Annotated in this window: 23 protein-coding genes and 3 pseudogenes; 16 read left to right on the top strand and 10 right to left on the bottom strand. The window is 54.3% G+C overall.

The genetic code is table 11. The features are described from left to right. Positions 1-54: 54 nt before the first annotated feature. Positions 55-924 carry a LysR family transcriptional regulator gene (locus tag RMR21_RS22090; RefSeq protein ID WP_498671547.1) on the bottom strand — a complete coding sequence of 290 codons (870 nt, stop codon included), beginning with the start codon at positions 922-924 and terminating at the stop codon, positions 55-57. 98 nt (positions 925-1,022) lie between these two features. On the opposite strand from RMR21_RS22090, the gene RMR21_RS22085 reads away from it, so the two are divergent. From RMR21_RS22085 to RMR21_RS22065, 5 genes are all read left to right on the top strand, one after another. Next, a complete protein-coding gene (locus tag RMR21_RS22085; RefSeq protein WP_498671546.1) occupies positions 1,023-2,114 on the top strand; it encodes an alkene reductase in 1,092 nt (363 codons plus the stop codon). A gap of 1 nt (position 2,115) precedes the next feature. Continuing rightward, complete coding sequence (locus tag RMR21_RS22080; protein ID WP_498671545.1) at positions 2,116-3,075, top strand: SDR family oxidoreductase; 960 nt, start codon at positions 2,116-2,118, stop codon at positions 3,073-3,075. Positions 3,076-3,186: 111 nt separating this feature from the next. Next, complete coding sequence (locus RMR21_RS22075; RefSeq protein ID WP_498671544.1) at positions 3,187-3,399, top strand: hypothetical protein; 213 nt, start codon at positions 3,187-3,189, stop codon at positions 3,397-3,399. Next, a complete protein-coding gene (locus RMR21_RS22070; RefSeq protein WP_498671543.1) occupies positions 3,380-4,165 on the top strand; it encodes an NADP-dependent oxidoreductase in 786 nt (261 codons plus the stop codon). The genes RMR21_RS22075 and RMR21_RS22070 overlap by 20 nt, the downstream gene beginning before the upstream one ends. A gap of 54 nt (positions 4,166-4,219) precedes the next feature. Then, positions 4,220-4,576: an MmcQ/YjbR family DNA-binding protein gene (locus RMR21_RS22065; RefSeq protein ID WP_498671542.1), complete on the top strand. Its 357-nt coding sequence runs from the start codon at positions 4,220-4,222 to the stop codon at positions 4,574-4,576. A 452-nt stretch (positions 4,577-5,028) separates the two neighbouring features. Here the strand turns inward: RMR21_RS22065 and RMR21_RS22060 are convergent, their stop codons facing one another. Beyond that, a complete protein-coding gene (locus RMR21_RS22060) occupies positions 5,029-5,238 on the bottom strand; it encodes a cold-shock protein (protein WP_077104650.1) in 210 nt (69 codons plus the stop codon). 248 nt (positions 5,239-5,486) lie between these two features. Here RMR21_RS22060 and RMR21_RS22055 point away from each other — a divergent pair, with 248 nt between their 5' ends. The 3 genes and pseudogenes from RMR21_RS22055 to RMR21_RS22045 all read left to right on the top strand — a co-directional run bounded on the left by RMR21_RS22055 (position 5,487) and on the right by RMR21_RS22045 (position 7,122). After that, on the top strand, positions 5,487-5,999 hold the full coding sequence (locus tag RMR21_RS22055) for a PAS domain-containing protein (RefSeq protein ID WP_498671541.1): 513 nt from the start codon (positions 5,487-5,489) through the stop codon (positions 5,997-5,999). Between the two features lie 212 nt (positions 6,000-6,211). Continuing rightward, a pseudogene (locus RMR21_RS22050) lies at positions 6,212-6,738 on the top strand (integrase core domain-containing protein); the annotation flags it as partial. Positions 6,739-6,882: 144 nt separating this feature from the next. Continuing rightward, entirely contained in the window at positions 6,883-7,122 is a 240-nt protein-coding gene (locus RMR21_RS22045; protein ID WP_498671540.1) for a BrnA antitoxin family protein, read from the top strand. 24 nt (positions 7,123-7,146) lie between these two features. Here RMR21_RS22045 and RMR21_RS22040 read toward each other — a convergent pair whose 3' ends face one another. Continuing rightward, positions 7,147-7,461 carry a hypothetical protein gene (locus RMR21_RS22040; protein ID WP_498671539.1) on the bottom strand — a complete coding sequence of 105 codons (315 nt, stop codon included), beginning with the start codon at positions 7,459-7,461 and terminating at the stop codon, positions 7,147-7,149. 423 nt (positions 7,462-7,884) lie between these two features. On the opposite strand from RMR21_RS22040, the gene RMR21_RS22035 reads away from it, so the two are divergent. The 3 genes and pseudogenes from RMR21_RS22035 (at position 7,885) to RMR21_RS22025 (ending at position 11,015) form a co-directional block, all read left to right on the top strand. Then, positions 7,885-9,792 (top strand): HAMP domain-containing methyl-accepting chemotaxis protein, encoded by a 1,908-nt coding sequence (locus RMR21_RS22035; RefSeq protein WP_498671538.1) that lies wholly within the window; start codon positions 7,885-7,887, stop codon positions 9,790-9,792. 45 nt (positions 9,793-9,837) lie between these two features. Continuing rightward, a pseudogene (locus tag RMR21_RS22030) lies at positions 9,838-10,020 on the top strand (IS701 family transposase); the annotation flags it as partial. A 240-nt stretch (positions 10,021-10,260) separates the two neighbouring features. Then, a protein-coding gene (locus RMR21_RS22025; RefSeq protein WP_498671537.1) for an IS5 family transposase occupies positions 10,261-11,015 on the top strand; the annotation gives its coding sequence in 2 pieces (ribosomal slippage) (positions 10,261-10,591 and positions 10,591-11,015; 756 coding nt in all). A 78-nt stretch (positions 11,016-11,093) separates the two neighbouring features. Here RMR21_RS22025 and RMR21_RS22020 read toward each other — a convergent pair. Beyond that, positions 11,094-11,312, bottom strand: coding sequence for a helix-turn-helix domain-containing protein (locus tag RMR21_RS22020; protein ID WP_498671536.1), 219 nt, complete (start codon positions 11,310-11,312; stop codon positions 11,094-11,096). 168 nt (positions 11,313-11,480) lie between these two features. Here RMR21_RS22020 and RMR21_RS22015 point away from each other — a divergent pair, with 168 nt between their 5' ends. Next, positions 11,481-12,164, top strand: a complete 684-nt coding sequence (locus tag RMR21_RS22015) for a hypothetical protein (RefSeq protein WP_498671535.1) — start codon at positions 11,481-11,483, stop codon at positions 12,162-12,164. A gap of 87 nt (positions 12,165-12,251) precedes the next feature. Here RMR21_RS22015 and RMR21_RS22010 read toward each other — a convergent pair whose 3' ends face one another. The 6 genes and pseudogenes from RMR21_RS22010 to RMR21_RS21985 all read right to left on the bottom strand — a co-directional run bounded on the left by RMR21_RS22010 (position 12,252) and on the right by RMR21_RS21985 (position 18,989). Further along, complete coding sequence (locus tag RMR21_RS22010) at positions 12,252-12,431, bottom strand: hypothetical protein (RefSeq protein ID WP_498671534.1); 180 nt, start codon at positions 12,429-12,431, stop codon at positions 12,252-12,254. Positions 12,432-12,497: 66 nt separating this feature from the next. Beyond that, positions 12,498-12,869, bottom strand: a pseudogene (locus RMR21_RS22005) (HipA domain-containing protein). 562 nt (positions 12,870-13,431) lie between these two features. Then, a complete protein-coding gene (locus RMR21_RS22000; RefSeq protein ID WP_498671533.1) occupies positions 13,432-15,015 on the bottom strand; it encodes a type IV secretory system conjugative DNA transfer family protein in 1,584 nt (527 codons plus the stop codon). Next, on the bottom strand, positions 15,012-15,311 hold the full coding sequence (locus RMR21_RS21995) for a mobilization protein (RefSeq protein WP_498671532.1): 300 nt from the start codon (positions 15,309-15,311) through the stop codon (positions 15,012-15,014). The genes RMR21_RS22000 and RMR21_RS21995 overlap by 4 nt, the downstream gene beginning before the upstream one ends. A 727-nt stretch (positions 15,312-16,038) precedes the next feature. Then, the gene (locus RMR21_RS21990; protein WP_498671531.1) at positions 16,039-16,794 is read right to left on the bottom strand and encodes a hypothetical protein; all 756 of its coding nucleotides are present in this window, start codon (positions 16,792-16,794) and stop codon (positions 16,039-16,041) included. Between the two features lie 1,079 nt (positions 16,795-17,873). Further along, on the bottom strand, positions 17,874-18,989 hold the full coding sequence (locus RMR21_RS21985) for a glycosyltransferase family 2 protein (protein ID WP_498671530.1): 1,116 nt from the start codon (positions 18,987-18,989) through the stop codon (positions 17,874-17,876). 445 nt (positions 18,990-19,434) lie between these two features. On the opposite strand from RMR21_RS21985, the gene RMR21_RS21980 reads away from it, so the two are divergent. From RMR21_RS21980 to RMR21_RS21965, 4 genes are all read left to right on the top strand, one after another. Next, positions 19,435-20,556 carry a glycosyltransferase gene (locus RMR21_RS21980; RefSeq protein ID WP_498671529.1) on the top strand — a complete coding sequence of 374 codons (1,122 nt, stop codon included), beginning with the start codon at positions 19,435-19,437 and terminating at the stop codon, positions 20,554-20,556. A gap of 206 nt (positions 20,557-20,762) precedes the next feature. Further along, positions 20,763-21,581, top strand: coding sequence for an ABC transporter permease (locus RMR21_RS21975; RefSeq protein WP_498671528.1), 819 nt, complete (start codon positions 20,763-20,765; stop codon positions 21,579-21,581). Next, positions 21,571-22,977, top strand: a complete 1,407-nt coding sequence (locus tag RMR21_RS21970) for an ABC transporter ATP-binding protein (protein ID WP_498671527.1) — start codon at positions 21,571-21,573, stop codon at positions 22,975-22,977. Before RMR21_RS21975 ends, RMR21_RS21970 begins: the two co-directional genes overlap by 11 nt. A 217-nt stretch (positions 22,978-23,194) precedes the next feature. Next, positions 23,195-24,061, top strand: coding sequence for a class I SAM-dependent methyltransferase (locus tag RMR21_RS21965; RefSeq protein WP_498671526.1), 867 nt, complete (start codon positions 23,195-23,197; stop codon positions 24,059-24,061). The last annotated feature ends 7 nt before the right edge of the window (positions 24,062-24,068 follow it).

Raw genomic sequence — 24,068 nt, 5'->3', positions numbered from 1 at the left:
GATGGCATGAGACAGGTCCCAACAAATGCGCTTCGGCCACTCAGCCCAAAGCATTCACATAAGTTTGGACGTGAGAAAATCGATAAAGCGTTGGGTCTTGGCTGGGATAAGGCGGGTTTCAGTGACAGCGTAGATGCTGACTGCTGGTCCCTCCCAATCGGGCATGACGCGCTGAAGCCGTCCAGAAGCCAAATCATCTGCCGCAATCTTCTCGGGTAGCAGTGCAATTCCCTGATGGCTCACCGCAAGCGCGCTGATCATGCCTACGCTGTTGAGCGTAAAGCGTCCGCTGATTTCGACGTCAACCTTCTCGGTGTCCCTCTGAAGGGTCCACTTGGGGCTCCTCGGCATGCAGATGCACTCGTGCCCTGCCAGTTCCGCAGGTGTCGTGGGTGCGCCGGATGCACCGATATATTCGGGGGAAGCATATAGATAGCGTGAATGCCGTCCAATGAGACGTGCTATCAGGCCGGAATCCTCGAGTTTGCCGATCCGGATGGCGACGTCGAATGGTTCGGTAACGAGGTCGACACGGCGTGGGGTCAAGTCGAACTCGAACGTGATGCCGGGATACTGGCGTGCGAAATCCGCGATGATCGGCGTAAGGTACAGCGTGCCAAGGTCGACTGGCAACGATACCCGCAATACCCCGGTTGGTTGTTCCAACATCTCAGTAAGTTGCTCATGCGCAAGTCGTGCTTCATCGACGACGCGTTTGCATCGGGCGTAGTAAAGCTGACCCGCTTCGGTGAGCTCGATCTTGCGTGTCGTGCGATGCAAAAGCCTTAGACCGATGGCTTTCTCCAGCTCGCTGATACGGCGTGACAGCGTGGAGTTGGGGATGCCTGCGGCTTCCGCCGCCTTACGGAAACTCTTGGCTCTCGCGACCTCAACGAACAGTGCCATGTCATTCAGATGATTCATCCGAATTGCCCCATTAATGGAATACTGATTTCAACTATACCGGATTTATCCCGAATTCGGAATGGTGGATAGTGGCTTCAACAAAAGGAGATTTTCACATGAACCCACTATTCACGCCCGCCCATGTCGGTCGCAATGCAGTGTCTAACCGCCTTGTCATGGCCCCGATGACCCGAAGCCGTGCCACATACGACGGCACACCGAGCGAACTGGCCGTAGAGTATTACGAGCAGCGTGCCAGCGTCGGTCTCATCGTCACGGAAGGCACTCAGCTATCTGGTGACGGCCAGGGATATCTGATGACACCTGGTATCTACACGCCCGCTCATATCGCTGGCTGGCGGAAGATCACGTCCGCCGTCCACGAAAAAGGTGGGAAAGTCTTTATTCAGCTCATGCATGCGGGACGTATGAACCATCCGGACAACACGCCGCATCATCGTCAGGGGGTGGCACCGTCGGCGATTGCTCCGGGAACAGGCATGTTCACCATGACTGGTATGCAGGACATTCCGACACCACGGGCGCTCTCTACGGACGAAGTGAACCAAACCGTGGATGATTTCCGCAAGGCCGCCCGCGCCGCCATTGAAGCAGGCGCCGACGGTGTCGAAATCCACGGAGCGAACGCCTACCTCGTTCAGCAATTCATAGCGCCAAGCGCTAACGCCCGCACGGACGAGTATGGCGGCTCCCTCCAAAACCGTGCTCGCTTTGCCATGGAAGTGGCTTCGGCGATTGCCGCGGAAATCGGTGCAGACCGCACAGCGATCCGCCTGTCCCCCGGCGCAACGATATGGGGGATCGACGAAGGTGCGGAAGGACCCGATCTCTACCGCTACCTTGTTGCTGAACTCGACAAACTCGGCCTTGCCTACCTGCACATCATGCATCTTGGCAACGAGGCTCTGGCCGCCGATATCCGCAAGCTCTGGCATCAGTCCCTGATCATCAATCGCCCCGGTCGTCCGCGTGACCAGATCGGCATGGATGTCGCGTCGGGGCTCGCCGACCTGGAAGCCTACGGTCAGATGGTGCTTGCCAATCCGGACTTTGTCGAGCGGTTGAAGGCGAATGCCGAGATGAACGAGGCAGACCCCAAAACCTATTACGGTGGCGGAACCGCGGGCTACACGGACTACCCTGCCCTCGACACCTCGACCAATGCCGACTTGCGTGGGGAGATTTGACATGACCCAATCACAGACACCGATAAGCCTCGGCTCTGCAATCGCGTCGGACAGCTCTGACGCAGAGGCCAAACTCAAAGTCCTGGTCGTTGGCGCGACCGGATTTCTTGGAGCTAAAATTCTGCGCAATCTCGCAGGAGACGAGAACGCCACCGTCGTCGCCATGTCGCGTCAGGGCGCTCCTTCCGACGGCTCCGGCAGCATCGAATGGGTACGCGGCGACATGATGGACCCAGCGTCGCTGGATCGTGCTCTGCAGGGTGTCGATGTCGTCGTCAGCTCGGCGAACGGTTACATGAAGGGAAGCCTCGATACCGACTTCCAGGGGAACAGGAACCTCATCAAGGCAGCGGCCCGGGCGAAGGTCGGAAGATTTGTCTTTCTCAGCATCGTGGGCAGCGAAGCCGCTTCGAAGGTTCCTCACTTCCATGCCAAGAAGGTCGCGGAAGATTTGATCAAGAAGTCAGGTCTTCCCTTTGTGTTTATTCGTGCACCGTCTTTTCTCGACCAGACATCGGACTACATCGCGAAGGCCGTCAAAGGCGGCAAGTTCCAGGGTATGGGGGACAAGACCACTCGATGGTCGTATGTGCTGACGGATGACCTTGCCGTCTATCTTGCCAAGGCGGCAACATACCGGGGTTCTGATATCGTCAACGAGACGATCGATGTCGGCTGGAGCGATGGACCGAGAAATCAGCAGGAACTGGCAGACATTATCTCAGGCGTGATCAACAAGCGTCTGAAGATCAAGATCATCCCCTGGTGGATTCTTCGGGCAGCGTCGCGCCCAGTCAAGCTGTTCTCTGAGCTTGGCTTTGATTTGATCCAGATGTTCCTGTTCTTCAAGACGGGGCTGTATGTCTCGAACACGGCCAAGCAGGAGCGCTTCTTCGGAGAGGCTCCGACAGCCCGCGACGCGATTACGCGATGGGCACGCGACCAGCAGCTCATTCCCTGAGATTGGGCGATGATCATTCAATAATCGCATAAGACTGCGCCATTTTTTGAGAAAAACAGACGCAATTGCGGGGCCGCCTACTGCGGCGGTGCCTCGCCAGGAGATACGCCCATGGACCAAACTGCAACGTCCGAAAAAAGCAATTACAGTGAACAGACGAACATTTCCCGTGCTTTGCGGCTGCAAGCCTATGGCGGACCCGAGACCCTGACCGTTGACAATGTCGCCGTGTCCGAGCCAGGTCCAGGCGAGGTGCTGGTGGCGGTGAAGGCCGCAGCGGTGAATGGCATCGACTGGAAGATTCGTGAAGGCAATTTTGCGTGAGCGTTTCAACCTGACCCTTCCCGCGACGCTCGGCATCGAGATCGCCGGGGTGGTATTGCGGACGGGCCATGGGGTCACAGAGGTCAAGACTGGAGATCGGGTCTTGGCAGCCCTTGGTGGGGTCGGAGCCTACACCGACTTTCTGGTAGTCGATGCCCAAAAACTCGTTTTGACACCGGAAAGACTATCCGACATCGAGGCTGCCGCCATCCCCGTAGCCGCCATGACGGCTTGGCACGTCATTCAGGCAGTGGACTTCGACCTGTCTGGACGGCGGGTACTGATCCAGGGTGCCGCGGGCGGCGTCGGCGGCTTCGCCGTCCAGTTTGCCAAGACAGCGGGAGCGTTCGTCTATGGCACGGCTTCCACCAACAGCCTTCAGCATGTGCTGAGTCTGGGGGCAGACGAGGTCATCGATTACCGCACTCAAACCCTCGAGCACCTCGCGGGTCAAATCGACTTCGTTGTCGATACGGTTGGCGGCAAGGCCCTCGACCAGAGCTGGGCGCTTCTTTCTCCGGGTGGCCTGCTGGTAAGTATCGCCGCACCGGACGTGGTTTCTCGCGCGCCGGAAGCGCGCAGAGGTGTCTTTCTATCAAATAAGCCGGATACTGCCCGCCTTGCCGCTATTGCCCAACAGGTGGCTGATGGCAGACTGAAATCCACCGTTGCCGAAATCGTCGGTTTCGAGGACCTCGCCTCGGCGATCGAGCGAAATCGTACAGGCCATAGGCCGGGCAAGATCGTGGCGGACTTCACACGATAGTTCTGATTGGTAGAACAAAAGCACGAGAGCCCACCACCAAAAAGGAAATTGAAATTGGTCAGTCGTCAGGAGATTTTCGATTTCGCAGAAAACGAGTTCGGCGTTAAGCCCGATTATCCTTTTGCTAAATTCCCCGCCTACGCAGTCCTTCGGCATTCGAATGATGGCAAGTGGTTTGGCCTTGTCATGAACGTCCCGTTGAACAAGATCGGTATTGAGGGTGACGATGAGATCGACATTCTCGACGTGAAATGTCACGTGGCGAAAGTGGCTGACCTCACCAACGAAGACGGATTTCGCCCGGCGTATCATATGAACAAGGAGCATTGGCTCACCGCGCGACTGGATGGGTCCGTACCAACGGAAATGGTCATGGCGCTGTTAAGAGAGAGCTTTGATATGACCAAATAGGACGCAAGCGGCAAACATTGCCACGATATCCACAGCGCCGCCTACCCGTTTTGAGCACCGCACAAATCTCGTCGGGCCACCATTCTCAATGATCGAAGCCGCCGTCTATCGTCATAACTCAGGCCTTTTTGCGATTTTTGACTGAGGGGTTGGTTACCGCTATCAAACGGTTTTCTTCCTCTTTCGCGAGCCTCGCTTCACGCGGGCGTGAGGTTTTTTCCTCACGCGATCTGCTCACGTGGTCGATCTCTTCAACTGCATTCCCACGGCCGAAAAACTGGGATTGCACATCGATGAACGCGAGTTCTGCATCTTCGCGGGATTAGCTTTGGGACATCAAGACCTCTATCGATGCATGTAAACTGAAAAAGGCCGGACGCTTGTCCGGCCTTCCAAAAACTCTCTCCCTGCGATGCCAGTACATCCGTGGTCAAGGCGGGAGCAGTTAAAAATCAAGCCGACTGAAGGTTCGTCGCCGACATCTTGCCCGACTTCTTGTCACGCTCAAGCTCGTAGCTCAGCTTCTGTCCTTCGACGATTTCGCGCATTCCGGCGCGCTCGACTGCCGAGATATGGACGAAGGCGTCTTCGCCGCCGTTGTCCGGCTGGATGAAGCCGAAGCCCTTGGTGGCGTTAAACCATTTTACTGTGCCTGTGGTCATGATGGACCCTTTCAATGCGTCGTTATATGAGCGCGGGGCCTCAGCCACGCGAGGAGTGTAACGATAGTTTGAAAGAAAAGTTCGTCAAGACATCGTGAAATCGCGGCAACCGAAGTGCAACAAGCAAAAAATCGATAAGCCCTTATTAGAGAATTCGAATAAAAGCGTCAACTTTTGCTCTCTTGCCTTGTTTTCTGGATTCGCAGGTTCTAGCTTTTGTCCGTGTGAATTGGGACACGCGCCACGACGTGAGGCTGTATGCAGTAGACATTGGAGAAGCCAACCTATTAAACCGTCTTATGCGCAAAGTGGCGTTTTACACGTGGTCGATCCCTGAGAATATCATTACCGCCGACAAGAACTTCGCGGAGTTTTACGAGATAAACGACGACGACCTTATCAAAGGGGTCGCGGTGGAATACATCCTTTCGCTTATCGTTGAAGAAGATCGCGCGCGTCTGGCCGAGCGCATCCATAATGTTTTGCTGGGGGGACCGACTGCGGTTTCGCCTTATCGCATCCGGTGTCCCAGCGGACAGTACAAGTCCCTCGTCAGCATCGGTTCCTGTTCACGCGATGAAAACGGATTGCCAGTCACCTACTCCGGGATAGTGATGCCTGCCGACGACCTACAAATCCAAGAGACAAAGGCTGGGATCGAAGGCCATATTTCCGCAGCGATCACCCTCGCCCAGCAGAGCGGCAATGCGCTTACGGAGCGTTATCTGAAGTCCGCACTGCAATCTGTCGTAAAAACGTGACACGGAAGACAGCGTCGAGGTGTGCCCTTGGCCACTAGCGATCCTACGATCCAACATCCTGCACGGCTGCCATCGGGGCTCTGAACGTCGCCGTGAATCCCAACGGGAGATAGGACTTATCGACGTGACCAGCCCCCGCGATCCCCATGCAGATCAGTCTCGAGCCGAAACTCCGCCTCATCGGCTCGCCTATCTCCGGCCCGCCGCTTTCTGTCCAGACGGCGGAAGGCAAGCTGTATCTGTACGGTGGGATCGACCGCACGTCGACGTTCACCTCCATCCAACTCGCCGACAAGGCCACCACGGCCACGGCGCGAGCCTTCCTCGATGCGCTGGTAGCCACTGTTCCATACAAGATTGAGATCGTCCTGACCGATAATGGCATCCAGTTCGTCCACGTTCCGAAAAACCAAACAGGCCTAACCGCTATGTGGCGCGGTCATCCCTTCGACCGGGCTTGTCAGGTTCACGGCATCGAAAATCGGCTGATAAAGCCCAGGCACCCTTGGACCAATGGTCAGGTCGAGCGGATGCGGCAACGGTCAAGCGCTTCCACCACGACGACCACCAGCGCCTCCGAACCCATCTCGAAACATTCGTCGCCGCATATAATGTCGGCCGCCGTCTCAAGACCCTGAAGGGCCTCATGCGATCCGAGTTCATCTGCAAACAGTCGATAATCGAGCCCAATCGTTTCGTCTTCAATCCAATCCATCAAATGCCGGGCCTAGACACCTAGGACCTCCGATCTACCCCCTTCGCCCGCCCCCAACTATCGTAAAAAGAACCGCCTTGCCGAGAAGCATCCGCCAGACAATACTAACCAGAACGCAAACGCCTGCGACTCGCCGGTTTACGTACTCACTAAGTTAGAAAGCACACCATGGCACCCCGCAGACCGCGAAACCCACGAGACGCAGCTGAAGCGTTGTTTTCTGCTCCAAAGAAGGTCGCGACACCTGCCGTGGAGAAACGGGCTATTCCCGGGACAAAAGAGCTGGTGAGCTTGAAGATAGACAGCGATGTTCTCGCGCACTTTCAGGAAAATGGCTCCGGCTGGCAGGAGCGAATGAACGATGCGCTGCGGGCTACTATGTTGGCGGAAGACGAGAAGGATGCTTGAGGCGGCGGCGTGTCGTTTCTGGTTTTAGACGAGGGACACCTTTGTGCCGCTGTCCAGGACGATGTGCAGGTCTCTGATCATTCCGGCGGCAAGCAAAAACGTTTCCCGTAGCTGTGCATCACCAGCCAAGCCCTGTCCTGCCGGTGATGCGGTTGTCTTGATATCTCCATCGGTATCGTGGCCAGGGCCTTTGGGTATGCCTGCGGCTTCGCGCAAATCCTCTATCGTTGCCACGGCGCACTGCAGCATGTGGCGCTGATGGGACGCATCGAGGCGCTGCGCGCGGTTGGCATCTCGAACAAGCTTACCAATGATATCTGTCGTCAGGCTCATGCTCATGAAAATGCCCGTCGCACCTATTACGTTAACCCTGGTAGCGGCGGAAATTCGCAATGGCTTTCATTTTATTTTGCGTGTGACCGAACCGCTCAGCAAAGGAAGGAAACATCGCCCAGCCCGAAATGCGAGCGCGGGGCGCTTTCTTCGTCGTCGCGATCGAAATACGCACCTTTGCAAGACCGAAACAAGGTTTTCAGAAAACAGTGCAAGTGCGCTGTCTATGCCCGATAGCATAGCCTCGCGCCAAAGGATGCGGTTGCTGAACCAGTCCGCTCTATAGACCGCCTATTCTCGAATTCCCATCGCAACGACATCGCGGGAACAGTGCTTCGTAATAATGTAAAACTACATTACCAAATATTAAATAATGATCGCTAGGATTCTTGAAGTTTAACATTTGCCGACCAGCCAAAGGCCTCAAACATGTCCCTTCGCATTCCAGCTCGCCTGATGATCATGGCGGCTTCAGCTCTCATTCTTATTATTGGTCTTGGCGTGATGAGCTACAGCCAGATGTCTAAAGTTTACACGGCTGCTTCAGACACCAAACAAGTCTGGATGCCAAGGGTTGTTAAGCTGGACAATGTGCAGTTTACTCTACTTCGTTACCACACCACAACCATTCGGACGGCTATTGCGGTGGATCCGGCGGAGATTAAAGGTCTCAACGACGAATTCGCCGAGATGAATGCAAGTATTCCCAAGGCTTATGCCGACCTGCGCGAGACTTTGACATCCGATGCCGAGCGCAAAAGCTGGGCGACATTCGAGCAGAAATGGGCCGCTTACCTGCAAGCGCGCCAGAAGATTGCCGACGCCGTGCAGGCCGGAGACAAGGCAGGCGCCGTTGCCGCCATAGCGCCCGCAAGACAGCCTCTGGTGGATGCCTTTGGCGCGCTTGGCGAAGTGATCAAGCTGAATGATGCCGGTGCCGCGGCATCTGCCACGGCGGCAGACGCGGCCTATTCGCGCTCATCTCTCATTGCTGGAGGTTTCATCGCCATCAGCATCGTGATCCTGGGCAGTCTGGCCGTCTGGATTATTCTGGGCGTTTCGCGGCCTATCACGCATCTGTCGCGCGTCATGCTTTCCATTGCTGGCGGCAAGCTTGACGTTGCGGTTCCCGATGCCAACCGCAAGGATGAGATTGGCGAGATGGCCGGTGCCGTTGAAATCATGCGTCAATCGGCGATTTCCAAGATAGAGATCGAAAAGAGTGCGGAAGAAGCCCGCATTGCGGCGCGCAACAACGAGGCGGACGTTCAGCAGCGCGCCGAGCAGGAAGCCGAACAACGTTTGGGCGCTGCGACCGGTTCTCTGGCTGCAGCTCTGCGCCGCCTGGCAACCTGCGACCTGACCTGCGAAATTAACGAGGCGTTCGATCGCCAGTTCGAGCCTCTGCGCCACGATTTCAACAGCTCCGTTCAACAGCTTCGTAGCGTGCTGGTATCAGTCGGCACCGTTGGTCTGGGGGTTGCCAATGGCAGCGGTGAGATATCTCAGGCCTCGGACGATCTCTCCAAGCGCACGGAACAGCAGGCTGCATCTCTCGAAGAAACGGCGGCAGCGCTGGAAGAGATTACTTCCAACGTGCAGGCCACGTCCAAGCGTTCCACAGAAGCGAGAACGCTGGTGCGGACGGCGCGTCAGCATGCTGAAAGCTCCAGCATCGTTGTCAACAATGCCGTAGCAGCCATGGAGCGCATCGAGCACTCAGCACAGCAGATCACGCAGATCATCAGCGTTATCGATGAAATCGCGTTTCAGACCAACCTTCTCGCGCTCAATGCAGGCGTTGAAGCCGCACGTGCTGGCGAGGCGGGCAAGGGCTTTGCTGTCGTTGCGCAGGAAGTGCGCGAGCTTGCGCAACGCTCTGCAAAAGCGGCCAAGGAAATCAAGGGCCTGATCAGCAATTCAGGTGTGGCGGTGACCGAAGGCGTGAAGCTTGTTGGCGATACGGGTGAAGGCTTGCAGCAGATTGCTCGCATCGTTGAAGACATCAACCAGCACATGGATGCCATCACCGTTGCTGCGCAGGAGCAGGCAACCGGTCTCTCTGAAGTCAACACAGCCGTGAACCACATGGACCAGGCAACCCAGCAGAATGCGGCCATGGTTGAAGAGATGAACGCAGCCAGCGTAGGTCTTGCCGACGAAAGCCAGCAGTTGGCCCAACTGATTGCACGGTTCCGGACGGGTTCGGAAAGCGCGTCTCCGACTGCCAGCCAGAGACGACCAGCGCCCGCACCGCAGCGTCAGGCGAAAGCAGCGTCGATGCCTGTCAGCCGCGGCAATCTGGCCATGAAGCCGGAGCAGTGGGACGAGTTCTAACATTACGGTTGCGTATTTTTACAGGTTTTGAATCTATAGGTCTTCTTGCTTCAGAGGTTATGGATGATGGATCCATTGATCGATACAACGTTGCGACTTTGGGCTTCGTCGGTGCGTGACGTTATGGCGCGTAGGCGCGGAGTGGTTACGCAGGAGCGCGCTACTGCATCTGCGAAATTTTTCCTCGACGGCTTGTTAGGTAATGAGCGCCGTAAGACAGGTTGGATGAACTAAGGCGACCTTCCCGATTGGCGAAAACTGCGCAAGATTTTAAAAAGTATCTTGAAAATGCTGACCCCACCAAAGCCCACGATTCCCTGAGCCAGAATAAAAGCGGTTCCGGCGCTGTAGCGCGCCGGGACAATACCACTGGGGGCCCTCCGGCGCTCTAGGGTCGAAACCCAATCAATCTATTGATTATATTATCTCTACATGATTCACTTGCCGCAAAAGCGGGAGTGCTTGACCATGGCCGGAGAATTTTGGCTTGATGACCACCAATGGGCAGTGATTGCGCCAATGCTTCCCACCAACCAGCCTGGCGCTCATCGCACCGATGATCGCCGGATCATAAGCGGGATCATTCACGTCTTGCGATCCGGCTGCCGATGGCAGGATTGTCCGGCCTGCTACGGCCCCTCAACAACCGTCTACAATCGCTTCCATCGCTGGTCTGCAAAAGGGATATGGCGGAGACTGTTTGAAGCCTTGGTGCAAACCACCGATCGGGATATCCACATGATCGACAGCACCACCGCAAAAGCACACCGTTCAGCCGCTGGCGGAAAAGGGGGGCAGATGCCGAAGCCATCGGTCGCTCGCGAGGCGGCAGATCGATAAAAATCCATGCTGTTGTCGATGGTTGCGGCCGTCCAGTCGCGTTGCGAATAACGCCTGGGCAACGCGGGGACGCACCCGTTGCCGTTCCGCTGCTCGAACCTTTGCCACCGACGCGGCTCTGCGCCGCAGATACGGCTTACGACAGCGACGCTTTGCGCGACTTCCTGACAACGCGCGGTACTGAACCTGTCATTCCAAACAATCCAACCCGAAAGCGGATCAAGCCCTTCGACCCGATCGCCTACAGACGACGAAACATCATCGAGCGCACATTCTGCCGTCTCAAGGATTGGAGGCGTGTTGCAACACGATACGACAAGCTCATGATCAACTTCGCGGCAACATGCTACATCGCCGCTATCATTACATGGTGGATTAATTGAGTCTGGAGCCTAAAGCACGACGTGGGACCACGTTCGTTCAGACCGGGAGCGACTGCGTTGCGTGATGCCCGCCAAGCGTCATTCATTTCGTATCGCAGGTTTTTTCAAACGGATACCAGGACCATTGCCGTTTTCGGAAATGAATATAATTCCGGCATCCTCCAACACCAAGCGGAGTTCGTCGATTGTTGACTGCTTGAGATCTTTGCCCGTTTCAAAACGGACGATCGTGTTGGTGGACATTTTTGCCAGTTCAGCGAGTTCGGCGATCTTTAAGCCAAGGGCGGCACGCGCCATTCGGCACTGAACTGGTAACATTAAAATCGCCTATCGTAGGCGAATTTTATTGATCCGCCGTGTTTTCTCGTTAGAATGTACATGTCTTGCATCATTGCAGACGGCCAAGCAAAGCGTGCAACCGCCCTGCTCGGCCTAACCAAAACCTAGCTATCTGGAGCTTGGATCATGGCTGATTCTGAGAATAGCAGAACTTTGCCCAAAATTTCGCGCAGAAAAAATAGTGCGTTGGGCAGAAAACCTAAAAAAATCCCGTATGTGATCAATCGCCGAAACCTTATTCCCGTAGCAGCGCGTGTTTTACAGGAGCGGATACCAGACATTCCTCCTCGCACAGCGAGTGGTCCAGCGCGTGTTTGCGAGATATGGCCCGACTGGTGGGATCTTTACCAAAATCGTTTGCACGCTAGCCGCCACCGGAAGATGCTCGAGCACAAATTACTGACAGAGGTAGGCAGCCGTCCCGCAGTCGAAATTGAAATCACCGGACACGTTGAACCCACCGTAGTCACTTCATTCGAAGAGATAAGATCGCTGGCATTCCGGATTGGACCCGAGCAAACTGCACGGTTGAGGATTTTGCTCCGTCAGCGTCGGCGCGAGTGGAAAAAAGCCGATGAAAGGATCGGGTACAGTGCGGCGCTGACCGAAGAGCAGGACGTCAAGAAGTTGGAGGGGATCGCCGGACGTGTCCTTCTGGTGATGCCAACCTTCTATCTGGTCGAGGTCGCGGCCAAGCTTCATTGCCTTCTTGTCATGCAGGATCCTGATCTTAAACGTGAAGATGAACCATGGCGCCAATTGCGAACAATGCTCAAGGAGCTTATACACCCGCGAACAACGCCATTTTGAAGAACCCTATCGCCCGATAGGGGTTCGGAAGATCCAGCCCATTTGCTGTAAACATTCCTACGTGATGCTCCGTGGCCGCTGACGACGTTAGCGGCTGTTAAGAAGACGATCCAGTTCAGATCGGCGCAACGCCGACAGACCAGCTTCGTCAGCAAATGTCGGCCAACTGGCGATCGCACTGCGGACCTCATCAATGATAATCTTTGCGACGCTCGGCTTGATCGATGCGAACGCTGCGACCTTCAGCATGTGCGATATGTTCGGCACCCTCCCCTCCCCTCCCCCGCCATATCCGCACTATGTTCGCCACCTGGGCCCAAAGAGAAGGTCAGATCATAGGCGGGCGACAACCGCCAAGCGCCGGCGGCGTCCATCAGCAGGGCGTGATTTTTTTGCATGGTCGTCGCGGTTGCGGGCATAGATGTTGAAAACCATTCGCCGGAACATTTGCAGCACGTCCTCGCTGTCACGCGTCATCAAGAAGACCAGCTTGTGCCACGTCTCATAATTCACCGAAGCTGTACGATGGCTGGCGTTGAGAAGGCCGCTGGCAGTCTACATATGCAGGCGGCCATCTGATGTACGGTCGACGCGTCGGGTTGCAAAAAGGGGATTTCCCTTCCGAGTTCTAAAAAGATGGGTATCTGCCATTCGCACGCCGGCTGAACGCGCCATCAGCGCATAAGCCTGTTCCTCTGGACCAATGTCGAGCGGATCGTCGCTACTTCTCGATTTGACGATCCATCACTCGAAATCCGCGAGCATCCCCTTTCCATACTCTATCACGACGCTGTCTGTGTCGCGTTTGAAGCCAATCATGATTTTGGTCGGGCGTCAGCCGAACCACCCTGCGCGCCCTGCAAGGCGGCGAGATCGGCGGCTTCCACATGGTTCTGTACCATCGTCACTTGTTCAACGAACCAGTCCAAATCTCCCGTATGCCCCGTCTCGTCGGCTGGTACGGGAATGTCGGAGAGCTCTCCAGTTTGCCCGACAGATGACAACCGTCGAGTGGAGTAACCTACGCTGGATTGCCGTCAGCATCCGACCTAAACAGGCAATGTCATCTGCAGCCTTATGAATGTCGGACCATTCAAAGCATGCCTCGATCCGTGGCCGCGCGTCACCGTCATCCAGGGGAATCGCGGCAACCAGCAACTGCGCATCCTGTAGGACTCCGCAATACGCCTCGTGTCATCAGGGCTCGTTTGCAGGATCATATCACCGGTTTGCAGTAAGGTTCGCGACAGACCGACGGTTTCATCGGTCATGGCGCGTCAAAGTCTCCTCTAAACTCTGGATCGACATAGTACCGAAGCTTCCTGACACATGCTGGGCGCTGGCCCTGCCGTAGCAGGATCATCGTGTCCGGTGGTAGCCGCATGATCTCGTCTGCGTTGATGAGATCGCGCCCCGAAACATGCTCCGACGACGAGGTCTTGCCTTCACTCCACGACTGCGTGGTGTAGCGCGTATCTGTTTTGCCGATGGTGCGTGCGATCAGTTCTGCCGTCTCAATATCGTTGACACCGAACAGCTGCAACACAGCGGCGTTGGAGAAAAACGTGCCGGCACGTTTGCCGTAGAGCGCGCGCAGTTGATGGACATCCTGGAGGATCGGCCAGAGCTGCACGCCGTAGCCAGCCATCAGGCCCATGGCTCGCGCCACCGGATCCAGATGTCCGAGAGCGGCGAATTCGTCGAGGAGATAAAGCACCGGCTGAGAAGATTGGGAAAGTTCAGATGAGGACCTCGCCATATCGGTCAGGCTTTGCGTGATCAGCAAACGCAGCCACCGCGAATAGGTGGAAAGACGATCTGGCGGCAGCACCAGAAACACCGTTGCGATGTGGTTCTTCAGATCGCCAAACCGGAAATCCGATCTCTTCAAAACGGCAGACATGCGCGCGCTGTCGAGGAAATGCGTGTGGCGTTGCGCAGCCGATAGAACGCCCGTCGCCTCGCGATCAGATTTGCCCAGATGACGATTGGCCGCGCGCGCGATCAGGCCATCTGCACCGTCGGTGTCCTGCATCTTTTTTAAAAGAGTGACAAAGCGTTCAGGTGCCAAAGTGAGATGGTCGCGCAAGGTGCCAAGATGTCTGCGGTCAGGTGCTTCAACGACGACGATGTTGAGGATCAGGCCGGCGATCAGCGCCTTGGCCTCCTCGTTCCAGTGCGCATCGCCTGACATGCCAGGCTCGTCAAAGACGAGAGCATCGGCCAGCGTGTTGGCATCCTCGGAAAGATCAGATCCTGCAGGATCAAGCATGTCGAGTGGATTGAGGGCGCTAGACCGCCTGCCCGTCACAGCGAAGGGATCGAGGATATGCACAGGCCCAAAACGTTGACGTGCACGTAGAGTGATCTTCGCATTCTCGCCCTTCGGATCGATGCAAATGACGGATCGTTGTGCGGTTAAAAGATTGGGAATGATCGTGCCCACACCCTTGCCGGTTCGCGTCGGCGCCATGGTCAAGAGATGTGCCGGTCCGGCGTAGCGCAACAGGGTGTTGGTCATGGGATCGCGGCCGATCAAAAGCCCCGTCTCTGGCGCCGAAAGCTTTTGCAGATCTTTGCCATTCGCCCAACGGGCGGAACCAAACACCGTACCGAACTGCTCTCGCGTGGTGAAGGCCGACAGGAAACCAAATGCGCTGAACACGACTGGAACATACTTTGCGATGAACGTCACAAGACAACTGATCTGCCCGTGCTCGAATCCGCCAATCAGATGGATGAGACCATTGGTCATAATCAGGAGCGTCGAGAGTGCCAGACCAAAAAGGATCGATAGCACGGCGATTACGGGAGCGCTGATAAGCGCTTTAAACAATCTTGAGCTTGTCATTCCTGACGCCCCGTGTCGAAACCGTCGGGCAATGGTGAGGCGGGTGGCGCGTTCCATCGAAGAATATCGTTGAACAGATCCTTGTCGTTATCGCGCGTCAAAAAATCGGGCAGGTTTTGGCGCAGCCATGCGTTCAGGTGCCGCATGAAGTCTGTGTCGTCGGAATGCGCTAGATGGTCCAGGATGAATGAGCCCATCAGAATTTTACGGCGTGTGTCGCGCGCCCTTTCCTGTCTGTTAAGACGCGCCATCAGTGACTTCTTCTGCTCTTCAAGCTCAGCGATCCGCTGTGCCATGGGTTTGCGCATCCTCGTTGCCTTTCCGGTTGGTTGCTTTTGGGAGATGTTGACCTCAAGGGCACAGCGATGTGGTGCACGCCAATGCACTCACACTCGCGATCGCCGGAGTCCTGGCCATTGCGTTGAGGCTCAATCTTCAACATGCCCGCAATGAAACCATCTACGATCTCTGTCGACACGTTGTCGTCATCGTTCAAAAGCGACAACGGTTGCAGTCATGCTGTGTCATTCGTGCCGTCCATAGATGGCACAAGACTAGGCACGGGGCCGGCGGTTGCAATGTGCAGATCTGCAGTAAAAATCTGGGCGTTTGACCTGTCCTGCACGTGGAGAGCGCTGCCGATCCGAGGTAAAAGCAGCGGTACAAAGGCCCACTTAAGAATTGCAGCATTCTCGCTCAAACGGTTTCCAGGATTGTAAATCGGCAGGAGGTCCCGACGCCAAGACGCATGATAACGCCTTGTTAATTATCACTTTGATGCGGTCATTTCTGTACGCTTAATCACACGCAGCAGTCTCCATAACATTTGAGCCTAGGGAGACGCCATGTTGGACACTGTGATTGCTGCGCTACGCACCCATGCCTATACCCTCTACAGCCCTTGGTGATGAGAGCGTTCGCTTCATGCCTGACGACCGCTTCACCATGGGCAAAATGAATGATTATAGACCTTGCGGACTGAAGAGGACAAACATTCAAAGCGGGTCGCTCGATCACAGATATTCAAGACATCAGTGCTTCAAGCTGCTGAAACGGCGCCTTGCTCCCGGGATAACGGGACAGCACGGAAGGCGGTTCGGAGGGCATGAAACGTGGCTGAATGATTTCCTTCAGCATCATGCGCAGATGCGGCCATGGATCTTGCTCCAGTTTCAGATCCGGGTTTTTCATGACGAACAGGCAATGGAGCTTGGCGGCGATCTCGATGAGATGGTACGGTTGCATGACAAGAAGGACGCGGCCCGCAATTCCTTCTAGTCTTTTGGTTTCCTGTTCTGCAAAGAGCGCTGCGCTGTAGCCGATCCGCTCATCGGCCTTTTTCCATTCCCGTTGACGTTGACGCAATAGAGCCCTTGCCTGTGTGACCGGCTCTTTTCCGACAAGGCTTGTCAACGCACTAACTTGCTTCAACGAAGACACGATCCGAGGCTCAAGTTCCCCGGAAACATCGATCTTGGCCTCAGGACGCCCACCAACCTCATCAAGCAATTTCTGTTCGAGATTTTTACGAAGCGTAGTGGCGCTAAGGCGCTGTTGATAAAGGTCCCACCAGTCAGGCCAAAGTTCGCACACGCGGGTTGGACCGCTTACTGTGCGCCGGGGAATCTCCGCAAGGCGTTCTTCCAAAACGCGTGCCGCAACGGGCAGAAGGTTTCGGCGATTGATCACATCCGGTATTTTTTTGGATGCGCCGCTCGTTGATCTTTTTTTTCCGCGCGAATTTGTAGACAAAGTTCTGCTATTCTCAGAATCAGCCATGATCTAAGCTCCAGACAGCTAGGGTTGTGGTCAGGTCGAAGCAGGTGTTGCAAGCACCGCTTCGACCACAAGGTAACGATCTCAAGTCTGACTTCGTTAATATTTTATGTCAAGGTTATAAATTGATAACAGGAAACCAAGTTCGGATGGCGCGTGCGGCATTAAAATGGGGAGTGCGTGACCTTGCCTCTCGCGCAGAAGTGACCGCAGCTACAGTGACCCGTATTGAATCTGGGAAGGGTAGTCACGCAACTACACTCAACGCAATCCGCCTTGCATTCGAACAGGCGGGCCTCGAGTTCATCCCAGAAAACGGTGGTGGCGTCGGCGTCCGGTTCTCAAGGCCACAGGACACGAGCGAGTAGTTTTCTGACATGGCAACATAGGCGAGGAGTCGGTCCGGGCCGTTAATGGACCGTCAACAGCAGGACCGGCAGCAAGCAGATAATCTGGCGGACTACGTCGCTCAACCTCTACCAGTCCCGCAGATTGTGCTCGTTCACCCGAATTTCCATTGCCGTCAATATCCAGCAGACAAAAGCAATGCCACGGTATCCCGGTGAAGATCGGATTACCCAAGGCAGGCGATGATCTGCGGACGGGCATCGACGTGATAAAGGAGAATGGTAGCAAGCCGCAAGCGGGCTTTTTTGATAGGCTTTTGCGATACGCCGCCTGCCATCGGCGCTGCTGTGCAGGATGGTGTTACCGATCCTGATTGGGGAATGTGACAGATCGACGTTTTCATCGTTCAAGGCGCGTCAAGGTCTCATGTGAACTCTCGATCGGCGTAATAGCGCAGCTTACTCGACCGTGCTGGACGGAAACCTTGGCAAAGCAGGATCATCGTGTCCCGTGGTATTGCGGACAGATGATTTACAAGCTGTGGGCTTCTATGTCTGCGCCTAGTTCTGGAACCATAAACTTCCATATGATCGAGGTCGTTGCCGAACGGCTTGAAGGCGCGCCGAGGCGGTGTCGGCGTCATTGGTCCGATGAATTCAAAGAACGGGCAGTGGCTGAGGCGGACCAGTTTGAAGGGCTCAAATCAACGTCTATGAATGTTATTATTAATACTGTCACCTTTCGCGGAGACGATTAGCTAGACGCAACCCTTGCCGAGCAGCCCGAGTGAAAATACCTGGAGTAGGCGTCCCCTCGTCTGTCTTCTCCTTCTCCTGATGCTTTGGCATGCCTCCGGCGTCGACCGGCAGGTTATCCATCATGTCTTGCTGTATGGCTCTCCAGGCATTTTCAACAGACTGAACCGCGCGCGCGGAGAAGTCTTCCGGACGATTTTGCATCTCTTTGAGTGTCGCGTCGAAGTGGTAGCAGAGAGTTCCATAAGTGAGGGGCTTACCGCTCCATCGTTCGATCATCACCCGGATCTCTTCAATCCTTTTCAGGCTGCCCGTCGCAGTGAGGGTCTCGCCCCACTCCCGAGTGGAAGACAGAGAATCGTTCAGGGCCACGGGCTGCCCCTGCTCAGCTAGGCGGATAAAGAGTTCCCAGTCGAAAGACCAGCGTAACGCCGTATTTAGCCCACCGATCTGTCGCAACACCTTACCACTCATGAACGTAGAGGGCTGAAGGATATAATCGGTGCCCTCGATGAGTGCTCGGCGGTCATAGAGAATAGGATGATCATTGAAGGGTGACTTGAAGTTTCCAGCTTCGTCCACACGCTCGCCGTTGCCAAACCAGAATGGAGCGTCGGGTTCAGAGCGCCACGCTTCTGCAATTTTCTCAAAGGCTCCGGCTGAGTAGTAGTCGTCGGCATTTATCCAAGCAACGATATCACCAGTAGCCATGGCGAGGCCTTTGTTGATTGCGTCTGCCGCTCCGCTATCAGGTTCGCTAACATAAGCCGTCAGCTGGGACCTGCTTTCTGTTAATATCTGAATGGTCTCATCCTGAGAGCCACCATCAATGACGAAGTGTTCCAAATCCGGCCAATTTTGGAGCTGTACAGACGCGAGGCACTTCTTCAGAAATCGCCCCTGATTAAGAGACGGTGTGATAATCGAAAACTTGGGCGACACGTCATCATCCTCTTTTTTGCTCAGATAGGAGTCACACCCGCCGGATGTCGAGCGTTGGTTTAATATCTTAAGAACGAGTAAAAATTGAAATGCGCTCTGCGCCCGCACAAATGGTATTCTCGAATGCTGTGACGGATTACGATTATAAAGCATGTTTGAAACCGGCTGACAAAAATTTAAGCCTGGCAAAACCAGATGGCATCACGCAACCGACACCATGCGAAAGCTGACAAGACTATTCGTGAATTAATTAGCCGATTACCCGGCTCAACGCATCGGCCATTTCCTTTTGAGGTCCAAGTGTGATGGCCTGCTCAATGCCGTATTAGGCGCGGGCAGCGGACGAAAAGATGCTCCACTCACAGATGAATCAAAATCATAATTTGCGCAAATTTCTGAGTCCTACTTTTTGCTGCCTTCTCGAAGACAGTAAAGCTTTTTAATCAACGTTTTTGCAAAGCCGAATTCGCGATACAAAACACGAAGAAATAGTTGTGTTATCGAATGCGGCGGATAAAAGCGTTGGTCATATCGCCTAACGAATTGGTCGTTTTGTTGCACTTCGGCTTTGAATCCTCTCCTACTACGGCTTTACTGCATGAAAATTTTGCATTTTTTTAAAACATATTGGCCTGACACGTTCGGTGGTGTCGAGCGGACTATCGCCGCAATCTGTCAGGGAGTAGAGAGCCATGGAATCAAGTCCGAGGTGCTCTCTCTTAGCGCGCAGCCAAAAGAAAACTCGCGCCCTTTTGGTGGACATTACGCGCACAAGGCCAAGCTTGATTTCGAGTTTGCTTCGACAGGTTTTTCTCGCTCCGCATTTAGCCGATTTCGAGAACTCAGCCGCGAAGTCGATGTGGTTCACTTTCACTTTCCTTGGCCCTTGATGGACGTCATACATCTTTCAAGTTTTCATCGAATGCCCTCTGTCGTCACCTACCACTCGGACGTGGTTAAGCAGAAGACATTATTACGTCTCTACGAACCCCTCATGTGTCGGTTCCTCGCCAGCACGAACAGCATCGTCGCCACATCGCCGAATTATGTGAATTCGAGTGCTACACTCCAAAAATTCCGTTCCAAAGTCGAGATCATTCCACTCGGGCTTGACGAAGCCAGCTACCCGACAATTGACCAGCAACGTCAAGAAAGATGGAGATCCAAGCTCCCTCCCCGCTTTCTAGTCTTCATTGGCGTCTTCCGTTATTACAAGGGACTTCACGTGCTGATGGACGCTGCGGAAAAGACCGGCATTCCTGTCGTGCTCATCGGCGGCGGCCAGACTGATGATTTACACGAGGAAGCGAAGCGGCGTGGTCTCCAAAACATGCATTTTCTCGCAAACCTGACGGACGAGGACAAGATGGCGGTCCTGGATCTGAGCATTGGTCTCGTTTTTCCATCTCATCTCCGCTCGGAAGCGTTCGGTCTGTCTCTGGTTGAGGCAGCCATGAGCGGTAAGCCGATGATATCCTGCGAAATCGGCACGGGAACCAGCTACGTCAATCTCGATGGATGCACGGGCCTTGTCGTTCCTCCAGAAAACAGCGACTCTTTGGCTCTGGCCATGACGCGTTTGTTCGATGACGACGACTTGGCACAACGGTTTGGGCGAAACGCTCGTCAACGCTATTTGGACAACTTCACGGCAAAAAAAATGGCAGCCGCTTATGCTGATCTTTATCGGAGGATCGCCGACACGGGGAACCGTGCTTGATCGATCTGGAATCTCGCAAATACCGGCAGATGAGCGTCGGGGATGAGTGGGCTGGTCCAGTCATGAGCGTTTGGCAAGGGCTTGTCTTTGCCAGGCTGAACAGCTATTAGCCGCATATTAGAGGGGTGCACGGCTAAAATAGTCAGGTGTAAACCGGCTACCTGGGCACCCAGGCGTTTAACCACAGCGATGGAATTTCGTGCTATATGAAAAATCATTCGGTCGACCCGACCGCTGTTGTTAAAACACTCATCCACAACAGAGGTCTGCTTTGGGAACTGACGAAACGTGATTTCGTGTCGCGCTATAAGGGATCCGTCTTCGGGCTCGCATGGTCCCTCTTCAACCCATTGCTAATGCTTGCAATCTACACCTTTGTTTTTAGTGTCGCTTTCAAGGCAAGATGGGGCGCAGGTAGTGAGAACCAAGTAAACTTTGCCATCGTTCTTTTCTCCGGCCTGATCGTACACGCGCTTTTCGCAGAATGCCTGATGCGGGCTCCAACCATAATCGCCGCAAACGCAAACTACGTCAAAAAAGTCGTATTCCCATTGGAAATACTGCCGCTTATGACCATGGGATCTGCGCTAGGGAATTTTGTGGTCAGTCTTATCGTTTTAATATTCTTTTGTATCATTTCCGGGACGTTCGTCCATCCCGCAGGTCTTCTTTTACCCATCATCCTGCTGCCATTGCTTCTCATGACCCTAGGCTTGAGCTGGTTTCTCGCTTCGCTTGGCGTATATCTCCGCGATTTTGCGCAGGTCATCGGCATGCTCACCACGGTTGCGCTGTTTCTAGCACCGATTTTCTACCCTATCAGCGCGCTTCCACCTGCCTATCAGTCGTTGCTGACATTAAACCCGATCACTCTTCCGGTGCTTCAAATTAGGGACGCGTTGCTGTGGGGAACGCCTCTGAACTGGGTCGCCTGGACCATTAGCCTTGTCGTAAGCCTCGCCGTGTTTTATCTAGGCTTCGCTTGGTTCCAGAAGACAAGACGGGGATTTGCCGATGTCCTCTAACGAGCCCGTTATTGATGTACGCGGCGTCGGGAAGCGCTACGACATATACGACAACCCACGCGACCGACTGAAGCAACTGGTCATGCCAAAACTGACCAGCCTTTTTGGTCGCTCGGGCCCGTCGCCTACCTACCACCGGGAGTTCTGGGCGCTACACGATATCTCGTTCCAGGTTCGCCCTGGAGAAACTTTGGGGATCATCGGGCGTAACGGTGGCGGTAAAAGCACGCTGCTGCAAATCTTGGCCGGCACGTTGGCCCCTACGGCCGGCGATCTTACGGTCAGGGGACGCGTCGCCGCCCTTCTCGAACTAGGAAGCGGCTTCAATCCCGATTTTACCGGACGCGAAAACGTTCTCCTGAACGCCCGCATCTTGGGCCTCAGCCGCGAGCAGATCGACGCAAGCTACGACGAAATCGTGGCTTTTGCCGATATCGGCGATTTTATCGACCAGCCAGTGAAAACCTATTCCAGTGGGATGTTTGTCCGCCTCGCATTTGCGGTGCAGGCTCACATCAACGCTTCCATCGTCATCATCGATGAGGCTCTGGCGGTGGGCGACGTTTTCTTTCGTCAGAAGTGCTATGCGCGCCTTGAGGAAATCCGGGCGTCCGGCGCTGCCGTCCTCCTCGTCTCACATGCAATGACTGACATCGAGCAGTTCTGTGACCGGGCGATCCTGCTCGACCATGGCAGGATGAACTTTATCGGTGGTGCTGCGGAAGCGGCAAAGCGCTATTATCAGTTGCATCAAACAGGGCAATCATTTTCAACAATACCTTTCGCTAATAATCCAGAAGGTATTCAATCCAATCTTTCGAATGCCAGCGACATAACTGTGTCAGAATCTGCACCTCTCCCTCCAGCAATTAACATTACGCAAGTAGGCAATGGCTGGGCGGAATGTTTGGGCTTTTCAGTGTACGACACCCAAGGCGAACCTTGTCATCACTTTTCACAGGGACAGGTGGCTGTTTTTGTTTCAGAATTCCGCATCTTGAAAGATATCGGCATGGCTACCTGCGGTGTCGTCCTACATAATGAACGTGGAATAACTGTTCACGGGAAGAGCTCGGTTGAACACGGAGTTGGAACAAAAAGCCGGATAAAAGCAGGAACAGTGGTGCGCTGTAAGCAAGAAATTTCGTTAAATTTGCAGTTGGGCGAGTACACGTTCGAAATTGGTTTGGGAGCAATAGAACCCGATACATTCAGCCGGATGTCGGAACTAACCCATGAAGCAATAGATGCGAGTGTGATCCATCTGTGTGTCTTGCCCAAAGCGGGATCGCTATCAATAGGCTGGGCTTCAGACCGCAAAGGTTCGGCACTCAGCCATCACGGGATTGCTGATTTGCCTGGTAGTATCGAGTTTTCTTTTCCCGACTTTAGTTAACATGGCTGTGAGACTTCTACGATTGGTAGGAAGAATGCTGAGTACAAGATTAAACTCGTTGTAGGATTAGAAACGCAAATTAAGAAGGGAGCTTAAAGCAATGAATAACAGGAAGTGTTGGTGCGGCAGCGTAGACCACCGGGATTTTAGTGGAGAGTATGTTCGGTGCGGAGCCTGCGGCACCCTCATATCCTCTGTCGGCTTGTCGGATGACGAGTTGAAAGTTGCAGACGATGAAGCAGATTTTTACGGAAAGAAATACTGGCTAGAACACCAGAACAAGGATCTCGGATTTCCGAACATATTTCAGAGAGCAAAGCTCGATCTGACTGATCGAAATCTGCATTGGCTCAAGACTCTTCTAAAATACAAAGCTCCACCTTCTAAAGTTCTGGAACTTGGTTGTTCCCATGGGAGCTTTGTCGCGCTTCTCCGCCAAGCCGGCTACGAAGCCTCCGGAATGGAGATGAGTCCATGGGTTGTCGAGTTTGCACAGGAAACTTTCGATATTCCTATGTTAGTTGGTCCTGTAGAGAACATTGAACTCGAAGTAGGAACTTTTGATGTCGTCGCATTGATGGACGTTCTGGAACATCTGCCTGATCCGGTGGGCACTATGTCTCATGCTCTCAGGTTGCTCAAACCTCATGGCATACTTCTTATTCAGACCCCTCAAGCTAAAGATGAGATGGTCTACTCTAATTTAGTTGAGACCAATGCCGCGTTCATGGAACAGTTCAAATCTGATGAGCATCTGTATCTTTTCACCCAAAGCTCAGCGACGGCACTTTTTGAAAGGCTTGGAGCAAGCGTTATACATTTCGAACCGCCCATCTTCCATCAGTACGACATGTTCTTCGTCGTCAGCAGGCAACCAATTGAGATGATCTCGGAAGAAGACGCCGAAAAGTCGATCGAGACGCCCAAGGGCCGCTTCGTTCAGGCACTTCTCGATCAGGACAATCGGATCAAGGCCCTTGATGAGCACGTGAAAATCATAGATGCGGATCGCGCGGCTAGGCTTGATCAGATCCACGCTTTGACGAAAATGATTCACGAACTGCAAACTGCAGCAGGAAAATAAAAAACCG

It is taken from the genome of Agrobacterium sp. rho-8.1 (assembly GCF_033957725.1).
Lineage (GTDB): Bacteria > Pseudomonadota > Alphaproteobacteria > Rhizobiales > Rhizobiaceae > Agrobacterium.
The sequence above is the reverse complement of the archived record's forward strand: the minus strand, read 5'-3'. Positions and strand labels throughout refer to the sequence as shown.

Bases quoted from the DNA above. Each gene is read 5' to 3' on its own strand.
- RMR21_RS21995 (WP_498671532.1), bottom strand. From the start codon at position 15,311: ATGGCACAGCGGATCGCTGAGCTTGAAGAGCAGAAGAAGTCACTGATG.
- RMR21_RS22040 (WP_498671539.1), bottom strand. From the start codon at position 7,461: ATGAGCATGAGCCTGACGACAGATATCATTGGTAAGCTTGTTCGAGAT.
- RMR21_RS21985 (WP_498671530.1), bottom strand. From the start codon at position 18,989: ATGCTTTATAATCGTAATCCGTCACAGCATTCGAGAATACCATTTGTG.
- RMR21_RS22075 (WP_498671544.1), top strand. From the start codon at position 3,187: ATGGACCAAACTGCAACGTCCGAAAAAAGCAATTACAGTGAACAGACG.
- RMR21_RS22080 (WP_498671545.1), top strand. From the start codon at position 2,116: ATGACCCAATCACAGACACCGATAAGCCTCGGCTCTGCAATCGCGTCG.
- RMR21_RS22015 (WP_498671535.1), top strand. From the start codon at position 11,481: ATGGCTGATTCTGAGAATAGCAGAACTTTGCCCAAAATTTCGCGCAGA.
- RMR21_RS22020 (WP_498671536.1), bottom strand. From the start codon at position 11,312: ATGGCGCGTGCCGCCCTTGGCTTAAAGATCGCCGAACTCGCTGAACTG.
- RMR21_RS22090 (WP_498671547.1), bottom strand. From the start codon at position 924: ATGAATCATCTGAATGACATGGCACTGTTCGTTGAGGTCGCGAGAGCC.
- RMR21_RS21970 (WP_498671527.1), top strand. From the start codon at position 21,571: ATGTCCTCTAACGAGCCCGTTATTGATGTACGCGGCGTCGGGAAGCGC.
- RMR21_RS22045 (WP_498671540.1), top strand. From the start codon at position 6,883: ATGGCACCCCGCAGACCGCGAAACCCACGAGACGCAGCTGAAGCGTTG.
- RMR21_RS21990 (WP_498671531.1), bottom strand. From the start codon at position 16,794: ATGGCTGATTCTGAGAATAGCAGAACTTTGTCTACAAATTCGCGCGGA.
- RMR21_RS22000 (WP_498671533.1), bottom strand. From the start codon at position 15,015: ATGACAAGCTCAAGATTGTTTAAAGCGCTTATCAGCGCTCCCGTAATC.
- RMR21_RS22085 (WP_498671546.1), top strand. From the start codon at position 1,023: ATGAACCCACTATTCACGCCCGCCCATGTCGGTCGCAATGCAGTGTCT.
- RMR21_RS22035 (WP_498671538.1), top strand. From the start codon at position 7,885: ATGTCCCTTCGCATTCCAGCTCGCCTGATGATCATGGCGGCTTCAGCT.
- RMR21_RS21980 (WP_498671529.1), top strand. From the start codon at position 19,435: ATGAAAATTTTGCATTTTTTTAAAACATATTGGCCTGACACGTTCGGT.
- RMR21_RS22060 (WP_077104650.1), bottom strand. From the start codon at position 5,238: ATGACCACAGGCACAGTAAAATGGTTTAACGCCACCAAGGGCTTCGGC.
- RMR21_RS21975 (WP_498671528.1), top strand. From the start codon at position 20,763: ATGAAAAATCATTCGGTCGACCCGACCGCTGTTGTTAAAACACTCATC.